Below are 18034 nucleotides of genomic sequence, written 5' to 3' on the forward strand. Positions count from 1 at the left end.
TTTTAATTGATAAGAAAGGGGTGACTAAAGATAGTTATAAATAACTAATGGTATTTGGCCCTTCCATAAAAAGTAAGTCTAAAATAGATAAATTTGGTATAAAACCATGTTTATCATCAAACATTTGAATATATTTTTCTACTGGAATTTTAGGTTGAATTTTTACATCAGCTAATTCTCTAAAATCGTTTCCATCTGGATTTATACTATATTCTTCTGTTTTATAATAAGTTAAAGGTATTTGCAATGCATCAGCAATAAACAGATGTGCATCAATATTTACATCTTGTAAAAAAGTATATTTTTTTGTAAAAATAGTACGTAAATCATCTTCATAGAATTCGTAAAAAGGAGAAGTTCTATAAGCTGTTTGTAAAGATTTTAGATGATGTAATTGCCAATGGGCATCATTATCTACCAACAAGTCTTTTGTTTTTTTTCTTTTAGAACTGCCTTTGTTTTTATCTTTAACAGGAATGTTTAATAACTGTTTTCCGTTAGCATTAAAGATGTAACATCTATTTCTATAGCTTTGTTTCTGAAAATTATCTTCCATTTCAAAAACAACTGAATCTGATTTTACAATTTCTGTATATTGAGAAATAGGACCAAAGTATGTTGGTATAAACAGTGCCATTTTTTATTGGTATTCAATTTTCAGTAGCAATTATTAGAATTGTTATTTGCTACTGAAAATTTTTTATTGAAACTATTTTTTTACTTTTTTACCTTTATAGTAACTAAAGCCAATATATAAACCTATTAAAGCTAAAACGTAGTATCTATAAGAAATAGGTTCTCCATCTCCACCAACAGTAGTAAACATTCTGTCCCAACGGATAGATTTTATTTTTTCTCCAAAAGTAGGTGCATTTGCATCCCAACTAAACCAAATCATAACTGGTTTACCTAAAACGTGATCAAAAGGCACATATCCCCAATAACGGGCATCTAAAGAGTTGTGTCTGTTGTCTCCCATCAACCAATAATAGTTTTGTTTAAAAGTATAAGAATCTGCTTTTTTACCATTGATAAAAATATTTTCTCCTACAATTTGTAAATCGTTGTTTTCGTAGTTTTTAATAATTTGGGCATAATAAGGAATAGATTTAGCATCTATTTTTACTGTGGCACCAGCCTTTGGTATGTAGATTGGTCCAAAATTATCTTGACTCCATTTATTTGCCTCTATATGCGGAAAAATAGAATTATCAGCACCATAATTTACCTTTTTAACAGAAACTGTTGAAGGATATTTTTTAAGCTCGATAACTTCATCTTCTGTTAAATTGATGTTTATTTTGTTAGCTACATTCGTCATCTTTAGACGGCTCGCTAAATCTTGAGAAACGCCACCAGCAACTTCTGTATATAGAGAGTCAGAACCTATTTTAGATAAATTTGCTCCGTTTTTAAAAGCTTCTTGTACTTTAGGGTTGTTCCAATATTCATTTAAAATTTTGTAAACACCCGTTCTTTCTTTCTTGATTAAAAACTTAGGAAAGTTATTGATGTCAATGGCAGATTTTGCTTCGTATGTATAATAAAATTGAATTTTTGCTCTGTATGGTAATTTATTCTTTTGTCCGTTAATGTACACGTAACCATCTCTAATTTCTAAAGAATCTCCTGCAATACCTACACTACGCTTAACATAGTTGGTTTTCTTATCTACAGGTTTGTAGGTGAATTTACCAGAAGTATCTCCCCACATAGTTGCCAACGTGTCTGCAGGCCAATTAAAACAAACAATATCGTTGTTTTTAATATCTTGTAAACCAGGTAAACGGGTATAAGGTAATTGTGGCTTTTTTAAATAAGATGCAGTTCCTACAATAGGTAAAGAGTCATGTACCATTGGTGCAGCAATTACTGTAGATGGAACTCTTGCTCCGTAATGAAACTTACTAACAAAAAGATAATCTCCTACTAATAAAGACTTCTCTAAAGAAGATGTTGGTATGGTAAAAGGTTGCATAAAATAAGTATGCACTAAGGTTGCTGCAATAATAGCAAAAGTAATAGAGCTTACCCATTCCCCTAATTCAGAGCGTGGTTTTAAACTTCTTTCTGCGTTATACGCAGCATCTGTACCATAGTTGATATAAAAAATATACAAACCTAAGGTTAGAATTACTAAAAGGGAATCTATTTTTTTATAAAAACCAAAAGTTCTAATGGTTTCTATCCAAATAACAGGAAACATTAATAAGTTTACAATAGGAATGAATAATAAAATAATCCACCATTTTGGGCGTTTAATAATACTCATTAAAACAATACCGTTATAAATAGGTATTGCTGCTTCCCAAGGTTTTCTACCTGCTTTTACATACAATTTCCAAGTTCCAAGAAAATGAATTACTTGTATCACTAAAAAAAAGATAAACCATTCTGTAAATGTCATAATTGTATACTTTAATTTTCTCTAAAGAGAATAATTTTATTTTTTATAAGACGATAAATCGCCGTAATGTTACTGTTTTTAACGGATGTTTAACACATCTTTCATCGTAAAAACGCCTTTTTTTCCAATAATCCATTCTGCAGCAACAACAGCTCCTAAAGCAAATCCTTTTCTGCTATGTGCTGTGTGTTTTATTTCTATAGAATCTACTTCAGAGTCATACCAAACGGTGTGAGTTCCTGGTACATCAGGAATTCTTTTTGCCACAATAGGGATGTTTTCTTCGGATGTTTTTTCGTCTAACTCCCAATTATTTTTAGAAGAATTTTCTATAATTCCTTCTGCCAACGTAATTGCAGTTCCACTTGGAGCGTCTAATTTTTTTGTATGATGAATTTCTTCCATAGAAATATTGTAGTCTTCTAAAGAACTCATCATCTTTGCCAATTGTTTGTTTAGCTCAAAGAAAATATTTACTCCTAAACTATAATTAGAAGCATAAATAAAGGCGCTGTTTTTTTCTTTACAAAGTGCAACTGCATCATTATATTTATCTAACCAACCTGTAGTTCCAGAAATAACAGGAACCTTATTGTTTATACAGTTTGTTATGTTGTTATAAGCAGAAGAAGGTACGCTAAAATCGATGGCAACATCTGCCAAAGTAATATCTATTACATCATCTACGTCTTTTCTAATAACTATTTCATGTCCACGAGATAAAGCAATTTTTTCAATTTCTTTCCCCATTCTTCCATATCCTAATAGTGCAATCTTCATTTTAAAAATTATATTTAATGGTTAGACCTACTTTTGGAGCCTCTACATATATTGGGTCGTTTATAAAAGTAGGTTTAAATGATAAATTATCATCTGTATTAAATTGCAGTAAATGTGCATTTACACTAGCTTCTACAATTTGCAAAACATACAAGATTACTGTTGTTAAAAGAGACATATCTCTATTTTCTCTTAATTGATCTTGTGCTCTTTCTAAAGTTTCTAAAGAAATAACCTCTTTTCCATCAACCGTAAATTCATCTACTAAGTTGTTTTTTCTTAGTTTGTATGCAGTTCTATATCTTTTGTATTCTTTGTTGTTGTCTAAATAATAATAAATACTAGTTCCCATAGCACCCCAAACAATTGGAGCTTTCCAGTATTTTTTATTATAAACTTGTCCCATTCCAGGAAATATAGCAGAATAAAATGCTGCTTTAGATGGGGCTACAGCATTGTAAATTCCACCTTTTTCAATTTTAATGTCTCCTTTAACTTTTACACCTTTTACATTAAGAGAATCTTTCTGCCCAAAAAAGGTTGCAGAAAAAAAAGCAAGGAATATTATAAGTATATATTTTTTTGAAAGCACTTATTTTAATAAGTTTTTTATTCGATTGAAATCTTCTTCAGAATGAAAAGGAATTGAAATTTTTCCTTTACCATTATTACTAACTGTAACGTCTATTTTATGCCCAAAGTATTCGCTAATATCTTTAACACTACTTTTAATGTAGTTTGGTACTGCTTTTTTCTTTGGTTTAGCAACCGTACCAGATTTTAAACTCTTTACTAAGTCTTCCGTTTGTCTTACAGACAATTTATCTCTTAATATTTTTTCGTAAATTGCTAGTTGGTCTTCTGTGTTTTCTACGTTAATCATTGCACGTCCATGACCCATAGAAATAAAACCATCTCGCATACCAGTTTGTAAAATTGGGTCTAATTTTAGCAAACGTAAATAATTGGTTACTGTAGAGCGTTTTTTACCAACTCTTGTACTTAATTCTTCTTGAGTTAATTGAATTTCATCAATTAAGCGTTGGTAAGACAAGGCAACTTCTATAGGGTCTAAGTTTTTACGTTGTATGTTTTCTACCAAGGCCATTTCTAGCATTTCTTGGTCGTTGGCAAGTCTTATATATGCTGGTACTGTTGTGTTTCCTATTAGTTTTGATGCTCTAAAGCGTCGCTCACCAGAAACTAATTGAAATTTATTTTTATCTATCTTTCTAACTGTAATTGGCTGAATTACACCTAATTCTTTTATAGAACTGGCTAATTCTCTTAAGGACTCTTCATCAAAATAAGTTCTTGGTTGATATGGATTTACATCAATTAAGTCTAATTCTATTTCAATAATACTTCCAACAAGTTTTTCCGCATTTTTATCAGATGCAGAAATAACATTAGATGATTCTTGTAATAAAGCAGATAATCCTCTTCCTAAAGCTTGTTTCTTAGTTGCTTTTGCCATTTTACGAATTCTTTTTTAATAATTCTTGTGCCAAATTTAAGTAATTTACAGCACCTTTACTTGTTGCATCGTATGCAATAATACTTTCTCCGTAACTAGGAGCTTCTCCTAAACGGGTATTTCGTCTAATAATGGTGTCAAAAACCATGCTAGAAAAATGTTTCCTAACTTCGTCTACTACTTGATTAGATAGTCGTAATCTAGAGTCGAACATGGTTAATAATAAACCTTCAATATCTAACTCAGAATTATGAATATTTTGTACACTTTTTATGGTGTTTAATAATTTACCTAAACCTTCTAAAGCAAAATACTCGCATTGAATAGGAATAATTACAGAGTCTGCAGCTACTAATGAGTTTAAAGTAATTAAACCTAATGATGGTGCACAATCAATTAATATATAATCGTAATCGTCTTTTAACTCGACTAGCGCTTTTTTTAACATGTATTCTCTATCTTGCTTGTCTACTAATTCTATCTCAATAGCCACTAAATCTATGTGTGCAGGTATAATGTCTACATTTGGAGAATCTGTTTTTACAATCGCATCCTTAACCGAGACAGAATGCTCTAATACTTGGTAGGTTCCGTAAGCTACAGTTTCTATATCAATACCTAAACCCGAAGAAGCATTTGCTTGTGGATCTGCATCAATTAACAAAATCTTTTTCTCCAAAACCCCCAAAGAAGCAGCTAAATTAATGCTTGTTGTTGTTTTACCAACACCCCCTTTTTGATTTGCAATTGCAATTATTTTACCCATTATACAAGTTTTCTTTAGAAAAAGTAAAATTACGTTTTTTTCTGTTTTTATAAAGTGAAAGATGTTAACAAAAAGGTAAAAATGTAACTAGCTTGTTTTTAGTTGTATATGTTTGTTTTTTTAAAGCTTTTAAACAAAATTAAATAAAAAAAACCGAAGCGTAAACTTCGGTTTTAAACATGTTGTAATATTTTATTTTTTTGGTATGTTCTTTAAAATTTCTATTAAAAACTTCCAGAATTTTTGTGTAGATATTATCCCTGCTCTTTCGTCTGGAGAGTGTGCTCCTCTTATAGTTGGTCCAAAAGAAACCATATCCATTTCTGGGTAATTCTGTCCTAATATTCCACATTCTAAACCAGCATGACAAGCAGCAACATGTGCTTTTTCTCCATGTAAAGTTTCATATAAATTAGATACTACGTCTAAAATAGCTGAGTTTACATTTGGTTGCCAACCAGGATATTCACCAGATAAATCAACATCAAAACCAGATAATTCAAAAGCAGATTTTAACGAGTTTGCTAAATCAGATTTATTACTTTCTGATGATGAACGCGTTAAACAACCAATTTTAATATGTCCGTCTTTTACAATTACTCTTGCAATGTTGTTAGAAGTTTCTACCAAGTCAGCAATATCTGGACTCATTCTATAAACTCCATTATGAGCTGCATAAATAGATTTTAATAAACCTTCTTGTACACCTAATTCCATTACGTTTTCTGGAGAAGTAATTTCTTGTATTTCAACAGTTAAGTTAGGTTCTAATGTTAAGAACTCTTCTTTTATAATGTTAATAAGTAAGTTGGTTTCTAAAAGAAAAGCTTCTTTAGAAATAAGGTCTACAGTAACAATTGCACTACTTTCTCTAGGAATTGCGTTACGTAAACTACCTCCATTTATTTCAGAAATATGTAAACCAAAATTTGTGTAACCGTCAAATAACAAACGATTCATAATCTTGTTTGCATTTCCTAATTCTTTTATAATGTCCATTCCAGAATGGCCTCCATTTAAACCTTTTACGGTAATTGAATATGCAATAGAGTTTTTAGAAACTTCTTCTTTAGCATAAGTTCTAGTTGCTGTAACATCTATGCCACCAGCACAACCCATTCCTATTTCATCATCTTCTTCTGTATCTAAATTTAAAAGAATATCACCCTTTAAGATTCCTCCTTCTAAACCCATTGCACCTGTCATACCAGTTTCTTCATCAATGGTAAATAAAGCTTCAATATTTGGGTGTTGTAAATCATCCGAAGATAAAATAGACATAATTGCTGCAACACCTAAACCGTTATCTGCACCCAAAGTAGTTCCGTCTGCCGTAACCCAATCTCCATCAATCAACATTTTAATTCCTTCTTTGTCAAAATCAAAATTAGTGTCTGAGTTTTTTTGATGAACCATGTCTAAATGACTCTGTAAAACTACTGTTTGTCTGTCTTCTAAACCTTTTGTTGCTGGTTTTGTAATAATAACATTACCTACTTTGTCTACAAAAGTTTCTAGGTTTAATTTTTTTCCAAAATCAACCATAAACTTAATTACACGTTCTTCTTTTTTAGAAGGGCGAGGAACTGCATTTAAATCTGAAAAGTGATTCCAAACAATTTTAGGCTCTAAATTTCTTACTGCTTCACTCATTTTATCAAATAATTTTATGGTATAAATTTAGTTTATTTCTATTACAATGTCTTGCGTTTCTTTTCTAACTTTTGTTAAATCTTTCATGTAGCAATCGTCTGCTCTAAAACCTACAGGTAATACCAAAATCGATTTTAAATTTTGAGTATTTAGGTTTAAAACTTCATCATATTTTTCAGGAATAAAACCTTCCATTGGGCAAGCATCAATTTTTTCTACAGCACAAACGGTCATTAAATTACCTAATGCTATATAAGCTTGGTTTTTATTCCATAAAGTTAATTCTTCTTGCGTTTTTCTTTCAATATCTGCAGTTAAAAAATCTTTAAAAGGTTTTATAATAGCATCTGGTGTGTTTCTGATTTTCTTTAACAAACTAAAGTAATTTTCTACTTCTGTATTTGTGTAGCTGTCTGGAATGCAAATAACCAAAACATGAGATGCTTCTAGTATTTGGTTTTGGTTCCAAGAATGAGTTACCAATTCTTTCTGAATTTCTTTATTTTTAATTACGATTAGCTTTAAAGGCTGCAAACCGTAAGAAGTTGCTGTTAAGTTAAAAGCTTCTTTTAATGTGTTTATTTGTGTTTCTGAAAGTTGTTTTTCTGAATCAAATTTTTTAACAGCATAGCGCCATTTTAAACTATCTATAATATTCATTTATCTTAATTATAGTGCAAAAATAAGGCATTCTTTTAGATGAGTTCTCTAAAGCGATTATAAATGTTTATAAGTGTATAAATGTTTTTTTTGTATCTTGAAAACAAAAACTATGAATGAGGATTTTCTTCATTATGTATGGAAGTACCAGTTATTTTCTATTGATGATTTAAAAACGACGACTAAAGAGTCGTTATCAATTTTAAAAACAGGAATTCATAACCATAATTCTGGACCAGATTTTTTAAATGCTCAGTTAAAAATAGACAATCAACTTTGGGTTGGTAATGTAGAAATTCATTTAAAATCGTCTGACTGGTATGTGCATCACCACGAAGTTGATGAAAATTACGATGCTGTTATTTTACATGTTGTATGGGAAGATGATGCAACTGTTTTTATGAAAAACAATAAACCTTTACCTGTATTGGTTTTAAAAAATTTTGTATTTAATACTGCGTTAAACAATTATCGGAATTTATTTTCTGCGAAACAAGGTTGGATTCCTTGTGAAACAGAAATTAATGCTATTGATGATTTTACGATTGATAATTGGAAAGAACGCTTGTTTTTTGAAAGGTTAGAAAGAAAGTCTAATGAAATGAATCAGCTTTTAGTTGCAAGTAATAATGATTTTGAAGTGGTTCTGTTTCAGTTATTAGCCAAGAACTTTGGATTAAAAGTAAATGGAGATGCTTTTCTGTATTTAGCAAAATCTTTTGATTTTTCTGTTTTAAGAAAGGTAAGAGATGATGAAAAACAACTTACCTCTTTGTTATTTGGACAAGCAGGTTTTTTAGAAGATGTTGTTGAGGAGGAGTATCATCAAGAATTAAAAAATGAGTACAAATATTTGCAGCACAAATATCATTTAAAAGCTATTTCTAAGAATCAGTTTTCTTTTTTTAGAATGCGACCACCAAATTTTCCTACCATAAGGATAGCTCAATTAATTTCTTTGTATCATCTGCATGCTAATTTGTTTTCTAAAATGATGCAAACAGAAACATTAAAAGAATTTTATGATTTGTTTGAGGTAAATGTAAATCCGTTTTGGAAAACACACTTTACTTTTGATAAAGTTTCTAAATCATCACCTAAAAAAATAACAAAATCGTTTGTAGATTTATTGTTGATAAATACCATTGTTCCGTTAAAGTTTTTATATCAAAAGAATAGAGGAGAGGTTGATGAAAATGAGTTTTTGATAATCCTTAAAAAAATAAAATCAGAAAAAAATAGTATTATTTCTAAGTTCGATGAAATAGGGGTTACCATAAAAAACGCTTATGAAAGTCAGGCTTTATTAGAGCTTAAAAATAACTATTGCGCAAAGAAACAATGTTTACAATGCGCAATAGGAATTAAAATATTAAGAAAATAAAGATTATTTCTTAGGATTTAAGATGTTATTTATTTTAGCGTAACAGTCTTTGTAATGATATTTAGAAATTGTATTTATTGCTCTTTTGCTAGCAACATTTACTTGGTATTTTAATGCTTCTAATTCACCTCTTACGATAGAAGAAATATCGGTGTTTTTTGCATCTTCATCATTCATTAAAACATGCATTCTTTCAATAAAAGCCTTTTGAAGGTTTCTTCTTTGTAAGTCTACATTTTTGGTTGCAATAGTTTCAGAAAAAACACCTTTTCTTAAATCTTTAACCATGTTTGAAGCTGCATAAAATTCTTTTTGAATTACTTCTGCATCAATCATTCTATTTAAAGTACGGTAATTTAATAGAGTACCTAAATATCTGTCTTGGTAACGACCTAATTTTTCTGTGTATCCTGTTTCTTCAATCTTATTTAAAATGTTTTTATCTAACAACCAGTATTGAGTTTTAAAAACATTGTTTTGTAACCAAGCCATCGCTTCTTTTTGCTTTGCTTTTGTAACAGGTACATAAACGTCTCCAGATTGCGATGGTTTTTTATTAAACTCATAAACACCACCTATGTTTCCGGTAACATGCCCCACGTATCTGCCCCAAACACTTAATAATTCGCCATATAATTCATCTAAATCTTCGTAATTATTTGTTTGATCAGAGGTCCAACTAGGAAGATTTTTAGCAACAATTTTTAAGTTTTTAACACCGTAAGTGCTTGCTTTTACTTGGTCGTTTCCAATTCCTTCAGTTTGTGCAGAAGGGTCAAAACGTTGTCCACCAAATCTATAAACAGGGTTGTCTGCTTTGTCTTCAATCCATTTGTCTAAAGTTTTTACTTCGTCTTCTGGTTTTGTGATATTTGGTATTGCGCGATATCCCCAATTAATAGCGTACTGATCATAAGGACCTAATTGTCTTATAAAACGGATGTTTTTATCACCAGGTTGGGCAATATAATTGTAACGAGCGTAATCCATAATCGTTGCTGCAATTCCGTTTTTCTGTGTAAAACTTCCAGAACGTAAAGAATCTATAGGATACGCATAACTTGCAGCCATGTTATGAGGTAAGCCTAAAGCATGACCAACTTCATGAGAAATTACCATTCTCATCATTTCTCCAATATCTTCTGCAGGTGTATCTAATGTTCTTGCAGATGGGTTTGCAGCACCAGTTTCTATTAAATATCTGTTTCTGTAAGATCTTAAATGGTTGTGATACCAAATAATATCGCTTTCTAAAATCTCTCCAGAACGAGGGTCAGAAACACTTGGTCCTGTTGCGTTTCTTGTTGTACTTGCTACATATCTAATAGAAGAATAACGAACATCTTCCATACTAAAATCGGGGTCTTCTTCTTTTGTAGGTGGCATTTTTGCCATAATTGCATTTTTAAAACCAGCAGTTTCAAAAACTTTAGCCCAATCATCAACCCCTTGTTTTATATCTTTTCTAAGTTTTTCTGGCGTTGCAGGATCTAAGTAGTACACAATTGGTTTAATTGGTTCAACCAATTCACCTCGATTATACGCTTCAATATCTTTTGGCTCTAATCTCCAACGTTTAATATATCTTTTTTCATCTGCTTTTAAAGCTTCAGAACTGTAGTCTACATTTCCAATAGAAAAATAACCAACCCTTTTGTCGTAAATTCTTGGTGTCATTGGCTTTTCTGGTAATAAAATCATAGATTGATTGATGCGCATTGTAATGGTATTTGTACTTGTATTACTTGGTGGTGCATCCGCATCAAAAGTAAAGTTTTGTACAACTTCTATGTTTTTAGGAAAACTTCTAATAGAGCTTATAAAACTTCTAGAATCATCTAATTTTTTTACTTTATATGTTTTTCTGAAGCTAGATGGTAGCCCAGAAATTGCTTTTACATCCGAAGAAAAGAATTTTGTTATATCAACCAATACAGCGGTAGAGTCTGGATTCTGTGTTTTAATATCAAAAGAATAAATAATAGGTTCTAAGTTGTTCGATTTTACTGATTTATAAATTGGTAAAGAATCGTTTGCTACTGCATTGTAAGATTTTACTTTAAGTAATATTTTGTCTTTTAATTGTTCCCAAACGACTACTTGTGTGTTAATTTTAGAACCAGCATTTACATAGCCACCGCCTAAACCAGCAGGAATGTCTTTTAATCTGGTTACTAGTAGCATTTCTTTACCTAAGTAAGATTTTGGAATTTCATAAATAAATTTTTCTTTATTGATATGAATTTTAAAAAGTCCGTCATCTGTTTTTGTGTCTTTATTTACAAAGTCAGAATATTTAGGCGTTTTACTTTTTGGGGATACTTTTGAGGTTTGATCTGTTTTTTTGTCTTTTGATTTTTTCCTTTGAGCTTCTACAGTTGTAGTTATTGAAAGGAATAAAATAAAGTAAAATAGTAAGTTTTTTTTCATAAAGAGTTTGATAAAAGGATTAAGAAGCTAAATTAGTTAAATAGCTTTTTGTATTTTCTTAAGTATATCTTATAGTTCTGTTAAAAAAAACAAATGCTCAAAATTATTCAATTTTGAGCATTTGTTTTTTAGATTAAAATTACCGTTTTAATACAAACTCTTAAATTTATTTGGATTCTCTTCATGCATTATCTCGTAAATTTTTTCAAAAACATCTTCAGAAGAAGGTTTAGAAAAATAATCTCCATCTGTTCCATAAGCGGTTCTATGTGCTTTTGCGGTTAATGTAGCAGGTTTACTGTCTAGATGCATGTATGCATTTTGATTTTCTAAAATATTTTGTAAAATATATGCAGAAGCTCCACCTGGTACATCTTCATCAATTACTAATAATTTATTTGTTTTTGCAACACTTTTTACACAATCATGATTTAAATCAAAAGGAAGTAAACTTTGTGCATCTATAATCTCTATATCAATGTTTACTTGTTGTAATTCTTTAGCCGCTTCTTCTACAATTCTTAAAGTAGATCCATAAGAAACAACAGTAATGTCTGTACCTTCTTTAATGGTATCAATAACACCGATGGGTGTTTTGTATTCTCCTAAATTGATAGGTAATTCTTCTTTTAATCGGTATCCGTTTAAACATTCTATAACCAATGCAGGTTCATCACCTTCTAATAAAGTATTGTAAAAACCAGCAGCTTTTGTCATGTTTCTTGGTACTAAAACATGAATTCCTCTAACATTGTTTATAATCCCTCCCATTGGAGAGCCAGCATGCCAAATTCCTTCTAGTCTATGACCACGAGTTCTAATAATTAACGGTGCTTTTTGTTTTCCAAAAGATCTATAATGTAAGGTTGCTAAATCGTCACTCATAATTTGTAACGCGTAAAGCAAATAGTCTAAATATTGTATTTCTGCAATAGGTCTTAAGCCACGCATTGCTAGTCCGATACCTTGACCAATAATAGTTGCTTCTCTAATACCTGTATCTGCAACTCTTATTTCTCCATATTTTTCTTGAAGACCTTCTAAACCTTGGTTTACATCTCCAATAAAACCAGCATCTTCACCAAAGATAATTACCTCTGGATGTTTTTTTAAGATAGCATCAAAATTATCTCGCATAATAATTCTTGCGTCAACCAGTGTTTTGTTTTTAGCGTAAACGGGTTTCTTTTCTACAACAGCTACCGCATTAAAATCCGATTCACTGTGTAAGTGTGTAGAGAATTTTTCAGTTCCTTTTTCTATTGAATTTTTTATAAAATTTTGAAGTAATATTTTTTCTGCAAAATTTTCATCCTTTATATAACGAAGCGTTTTTCTTGCTGCAGATAATATGTCTTTTCTAGTTGGTTCTACAATAGCTATTAAGTCTTTTTTATGCTTATTAATAAAGCTACTGTTTTTACTTTTATTTGCAACTTTGTCTAATAATTGACAAGCTGTATTTACTTCTGTTTTTATCTCATTAATAAACGCATTCCAAGCATTTCTTTTTGCGCTTACAACTTCTTTTTTTATTTTTTTTTCTAAGATAATAATTTCTTCTTCAGATTCTACAAAACGTAAAATTTCCCCGCTTTCAGTTTCTAATTCAAAGTCTAAAATCCAATTTCGCATTTTTGTAATGCAATCATGTTCTTTTTCCCAATTTAATCGATCCTTACTTTTGTATCTTTCATGAGAACCAGAAGTAGAGTGTCCTTGAGGTTGTGTTAATTCTTTTACGTGAATTAAAACGGGTACGTGTTCTTCTCGTGCAATTTTTGCAGCTTTGTTATAAATATCTACTAATTTAACATAATCCCAACCATTTACAACAAAAATTTCATATCCGTTTTTTTCATGGTCTCTCTGAAAACCTTTTAAAACTTCAGAGATACTTTCTTTTGTCGTTTGATGTTTAGCGTGTACAGAGATTCCGTACTCATCATCCCAAACACTCATTAACATAGGTACCTGTAAAACTCCTGCGGCATTTATGGTTTCAAAAAACAAACCTTCACTGGTACTTGCGTTTCCAATTGTTCCCCATGCAACTTCATTTCCGTTGATAGAAAAATTAGATTTATGCTGAACACTTTTTTCTGTTCTATATATTTTAGATGCTTGTGCTAAACCTAATAAACGTGGCATTTGACCAGCAGTAGGAGAGATGTCTGCACTAGAATTGTATTGTTTTGTTAAATCTTTCCAGCTACCATCTTCATGCAAACTATGTGTAGCAAAATGACCACCCATTTGTCTTCCGGCAGACATTGGGTCTGCTTTAATATCTGTATGTGCGTAAAGCCCCGCAAAGAATTGTTGGGCAGTTAATTCTCCAATAGCCATCATAAAAGTTTGATCTCTGTAATATCCAGATCTAAAATCACCCAATTTAAAGGCTTTTGCCATTGCTAATTGTGGCACTTCTTTTCCGTCACCAAAAATTCCAAACTTTGCTTTACCAGTTAAAACCTCTCTACGTCCTAATAAACTACATTCTCTGCTAATTTTAGCAATTCTGTAGTCGTTTAAAACTTCTGTTTTAAAGCCCTCAAAAGAAAGTTTTTGTTTATTCTCTATATGTGTATCCTGCAGCATTTATGTGAGATTTTTAAAGTAGTACAAAGATAGTTTTTTTAGTTGATATCTAAAAATTTAATAATTTATAAAGAATTATGTAAATTTAAAGGTGTTTTTGGTGTTTTTGTTGAAAATAATTCAATAAAAATTAAAGCAGCGCTAATTGTTGTTAAATTATAAAAAGCCACGTTTAAAAAAATTGTAAATAGATTTGATATCTGCTGATAAAGAAAACCTAATTTTTTGTGGATAAGCAGCTTTAGATATTTCCCAACCATTGTTTGAATAAAAAGGAAAATAAATTTCAAATATCTCATGAACAAAGTTAAAACGAACTCCGTTTTCGTAGGCAAAATATAGGGGTTGGTTTTTGTTTTTTAAGAAAGCAACATCATTATATACTTCTAACCAACGCCACAAACCTATACTTGAGTTGTTAGAAACCATAAACTGATTTGCAAACCTTGTTGGAAGTACAGATTTAAAACCTCCTTCGGTTATTATATATTGTTGGCTAAAAAAACCACTACTTTCAGATCTACCTAAATAATTTAATTGAAATAGATAATCGTTACTTCTGTCTAATCCAAAACTAAAATAATCTCCTTCTGTTTTGTTGTTAAAGAAAACTCCCGCAAAAAGCCTGAAATCTAATTGAGTATCTGTTGCTGTTAAAGTTCTAAATCTAAGGTCTAGTGCCGCTTTAGAAAAGTTTTTTGCAAGTTCGGTACTAAAATTATATCTAAATTCTTTAATGATATCTGGGTTGGAGTAATTGTAACTTAAACTTAAAACACTGTAACTATCTTGATCTGTTTTTATAGCATTCGGAGCAATTTCTTTTTCTATATGAATCAATTTTGCTCTTAGAGATTCTGATGTAGCATCTCTTAATGTTTTTCTTTTAAAAGAAATGTTTACGTATGGAGTAAGTGATTTATAAGATAAATTTGGGGCATAATCAGAGGTGCCTCCCGCCAAACCGTAAGATACTTTGTAAATTTTTGTTTTTTCAAAATATTGATTAAATAATAAAGAAAAACTGCCTACAACTGTTTTACTTTTTGTTGCGTAATAAGGGGCAACTTTAAATTCGAAGTTTCTTTTTATTAGGGGGCTATTGTGCAGTTTTACACCAAGAATTAAGCCGTTATAAAAATTGTAACTTGCATCTGGTTGGTAAAAAATTTGATTGTAATCGGGGCTACTTACATCTTTTAAAAATGAAAACTTAATGGGTTTGTTAAGTATTTTTCTGTCAACCGACTTCCAGTTGTTTAAGGTATTTAATTCTGGATATAAGTTTTCGTAATTTAAAACAAAAGTATCATAATTACCATTTTTAAATTTTACAGTTTTAGAACTATCAATGTCAGAAACCCATTTTTTAATTTTAATTTTTTTGTCTTTTAGAGCGTAAATTGCCAAAGGAGTGGTTATGTTTCTTTTGTTTTTTATGGTTACTGATGTACTGTCGTTTCCTACTTTTATATCTTCAATTTTGTGATCTATCTTTTTATTTGTTTTTACAAAGTCATTAAAAAACCAATCTAGATTCTTGTTTGTTTTAGAAGCAAGTAATTTGTTAAATTTAGTGCTAGAGATTATTTTTAATTGGTTGTTTTGGTAAAATTCTTTAATTGTTTGGTTTAAAACACTGTCTCCTAAAAAACCTTTTAAGAAACGAAAACCCAAACCTGCTTTGTATTTACTAACAATTCTTCTGTTAAAGTTAGAGAGTGAGTCTGCAGAGGTGTTTAATGCTTGGTCTAAAAATTTACGTGCTGTAAACTGATATACAAAAGGGTATTTATCATTAAAATTTAATTTAGATACATTAAATCTTTTTAAAAACCAATAATCTGAAGCATTACCCAAAAGTTTAATTTCTGGGTAAAATTCCTCTACATATTCTATCATTAAATAGTTTTGTATGCCATCTATTAACCAATAATCTTTTCTCTTATTTAAAAGAAGGGTGTTTTCTATATATCTTTTTGTAAGTGCTTTAAACATAGTTATGTCCCATTTAAAAGTGTCAGAAAAAGGACGTAAAAAATTAGGCAATTGGTTTAATCCATAGATTCTATTTTTACTTTGAGTAGCTTTATCTATATAAATTTCTTTATGTGGATATTTTCCTAAATATTTTTGAATAAAAAGTAATTCTCTATTTAAGATACTTGTTGTTAAAGTGTAGTCTAATTCTTTAGAAAAAACATCTGTATGTATATTAATTGATTTTGTTTTGTAGGTTTTTAGTTGTTTGGTTTTGTTAATGCTAAGAATAATATCCGTTTTGTTTTTTCCAACTAAATAGTAATTAATAATGCTTTGCTTAGCTATTTTATATTGATACAAATTAGATTCTACAACAAAATCTTTAGGGACATCAAGTTCAATTTTAAAATCAGTGCCTTTTTCGTATAAATCATCTAAATTTAGATTACTCATAAGTTGCCAACCATGGTTGTAAATAGCAGGCGTTAGATACCAGTTTCTAAGTTGATAACCTGTTTTGGTTTTGCCGTATTTAGTAAAACGATCGCTTGGTATTTTTACAATATAAGTAGCAGATATTGTAATTTTAGAATTTGGATACAAAGGTCTGTCAAGATCAATTTCTATAATGTCTGATTGTTTGTCTACTTCTTTAAAATAAACATTTTCATAATCTACAGAAATACTTTTTATGGTTGATGATCCTAGGTCATCTTTATTGGCAAAGTATAAATCTTTTCTAAAGTCTTTAATAAATCGTTTAGATAATGGTGTTTTTCTATCTCTATAACTATTTGCCCAATTATGAAGGTAGATATTTGTTAGAATTGAATCTGAAGTGTTGTAAAAAACGATTTCTTGTTGAATTTTTAATTCGTCTTTACTTATATCTAGTTTCGCTTTTAACTTGATTGAATTCTGTTGTGAAAACAGAAAAGGAGATGCTAAAAAGCATAGAAGTAATATGACGTAACGTTTTTTCAATTAAAGGATAATATTTTTTTTAGGTTTGTGCTTACAGAATTTGTTTTTTAATGACGTTTTTATTAAAATATAAAGTTTAATGTATTTTGTCTGTAATGGTTTAGCAGGCAAAATACATTAAAATATATATGGTTTTTTAAATTTTTTAAAAATTAGGCTTAAATTGATATTTATCATAGAAGTTGTTAAGGTGTTCTATTGCTTCTTCTGCGGTGTCTACAAGTCTAAATAAGTTTAAGTCTTTTTCACTTATGTTTCCTTCTTCTAGAAGCGTATTTTTTATCCAATCGAATAATCCACCCCAGAATTTTTTATCAACTAAAATAATTGGAAAACGACCTATTTTATGCGTTTGGATTAAAGTAATTGCTTCAAAAAGTTCATCCATTGTACCAAAACCACCAGGCATTACAACAAAACCTTGAGAGTATTTTACAAACATTACTTTACGTACAAAAAAGTAATCAAAATCTAAACTTTTTCCTTGGTCAATCCACGGATTGTCATGTTGTTCAAAAGGAAGTTCTATATTTAAGCCAACAGAGCTACCCTTTCCTCTATGCGCTCCTTTGTTTCCTGCTTCCATAATTCCTGGTCCACCACCAGTTATTACTCCGTAGCCATGTTGTGTAAGTTGGTATGCAATTTCTTCTGCTAATATGTAATGTGGATTGTCTGGTTTTGTTCTTGCAGAACCAAAAATAGATACAGAAGGGCCAACTTTACTTAACTTTTCATAACCATCTACAAACTCTGCCATTATTTTAAATATAGCCCAAGAATCGTTTGTTTTTATTTCATTCCAAGTTTTTGTTTTTAATTTTTCTTTTATTTTTCTATCATCACTTGTCATAATCTTTGTTTTTTTAAATTTTTATTTTTTCCTCGAAAAAAAGAAAGCCTGCTAAA

General features: G+C 30.1%; 13 protein-coding genes. 1 reads left to right on the top strand and 12 read right to left on the bottom strand.

The window, feature by feature from the left end:
* Positions 1–34 precede the first annotated feature (34 nt).
* The 8 genes from GQR92_RS16700 to GQR92_RS16735 form a co-directional block, all read right to left on the bottom strand.
* Positions 35–637 (bottom strand): WbqC family protein, encoded by a 603-nt coding sequence (locus tag GQR92_RS16700; RefSeq protein WP_158841522.1) that lies wholly within the window; start codon positions 635–637, stop codon positions 35–37.
* A 72-nt stretch (positions 638–709) separates the two neighbouring features.
* Positions 710–2407, bottom strand: coding sequence for a signal peptidase I (gene lepB / locus GQR92_RS16705; protein WP_158841524.1), 1698 nt, complete (start codon positions 2405–2407; stop codon positions 710–712).
* 78 nt (positions 2408–2485) lie between these two features.
* The gene (gene dapB / locus GQR92_RS16710; protein WP_158841526.1) at positions 2486–3187 is read right to left on the bottom strand and encodes a 4-hydroxy-tetrahydrodipicolinate reductase; all 702 of its coding nucleotides are present in this window, start codon (positions 3185–3187) and stop codon (positions 2486–2488) included.
* 1 nt (position 3188) lies between these two features.
* The gene (locus GQR92_RS16715) at positions 3189–3779 is read right to left on the bottom strand and encodes a DUF5683 domain-containing protein (RefSeq protein ID WP_158841529.1); all 591 of its coding nucleotides are present in this window, start codon (positions 3777–3779) and stop codon (positions 3189–3191) included.
* Complete coding sequence (locus tag GQR92_RS16720; RefSeq protein ID WP_158841531.1) at positions 3780–4664, bottom strand: ParB/RepB/Spo0J family partition protein; 885 nt, start codon at positions 4662–4664, stop codon at positions 3780–3782.
* Position 4665: 1 nt separating this feature from the next.
* Entirely contained in the window at positions 4666–5430 is a 765-nt protein-coding gene (locus GQR92_RS16725) for a ParA family protein (protein WP_158841533.1), read from the bottom strand.
* A 192-nt stretch (positions 5431–5622) separates the two neighbouring features.
* A complete protein-coding gene (locus GQR92_RS16730) occupies positions 5623–7083 on the bottom strand; it encodes an aminoacyl-histidine dipeptidase (RefSeq protein ID WP_158841535.1) in 1461 nt (486 codons plus the stop codon).
* A gap of 27 nt (positions 7084–7110) precedes the next feature.
* Positions 7111–7743 carry an NAD(P)H-dependent oxidoreductase gene (locus tag GQR92_RS16735; protein WP_158841537.1) on the bottom strand — a complete coding sequence of 211 codons (633 nt, stop codon included), beginning with the start codon at positions 7741–7743 and terminating at the stop codon, positions 7111–7113.
* Between the two features lie 112 nt (positions 7744–7855).
* Here GQR92_RS16735 and GQR92_RS16740 point away from each other — a divergent pair, with 112 nt between their 5' ends.
* Complete coding sequence (locus GQR92_RS16740) at positions 7856–9127, top strand: DUF2851 family protein (RefSeq protein ID WP_158841539.1); 1272 nt, start codon at positions 7856–7858, stop codon at positions 9125–9127.
* Between the two features lie 3 nt (positions 9128–9130).
* Here the strand turns inward: GQR92_RS16740 and GQR92_RS16745 are convergent, their stop codons facing one another.
* The 4 genes from GQR92_RS16745 to GQR92_RS16760 all read right to left on the bottom strand — a co-directional run bounded on the left by GQR92_RS16745 (position 9131) and on the right by GQR92_RS16760 (position 17978).
* Positions 9131–11557, bottom strand: coding sequence for a zinc-dependent metalloprotease (locus GQR92_RS16745; RefSeq protein ID WP_158841542.1), 2427 nt, complete (start codon positions 11555–11557; stop codon positions 9131–9133).
* 147 nt (positions 11558–11704) lie between these two features.
* Positions 11705–14158 (bottom strand): alpha-ketoacid dehydrogenase subunit alpha/beta, encoded by a 2454-nt coding sequence (locus GQR92_RS16750; protein WP_158841544.1) that lies wholly within the window; start codon positions 14156–14158, stop codon positions 11705–11707.
* Between the two features lie 156 nt (positions 14159–14314).
* Positions 14315–17125: an aminopeptidase gene (locus GQR92_RS16755; protein ID WP_158841546.1), complete on the bottom strand. Its 2811-nt coding sequence runs from the start codon at positions 17123–17125 to the stop codon at positions 14315–14317.
* 145 nt (positions 17126–17270) lie between these two features.
* Positions 17271–17978 carry a TIGR00730 family Rossman fold protein gene (locus GQR92_RS16760; RefSeq protein WP_158841549.1) on the bottom strand — a complete coding sequence of 236 codons (708 nt, stop codon included), beginning with the start codon at positions 17976–17978 and terminating at the stop codon, positions 17271–17273.
* Positions 17979–18034 lie beyond the last annotated feature (56 nt).

Source organism: Polaribacter sp. L3A8 (assembly GCF_009796785.1).
In the GTDB taxonomy this organism is placed as follows: Bacteria; Bacteroidota; Bacteroidia; order Flavobacteriales; family Flavobacteriaceae; genus Polaribacter.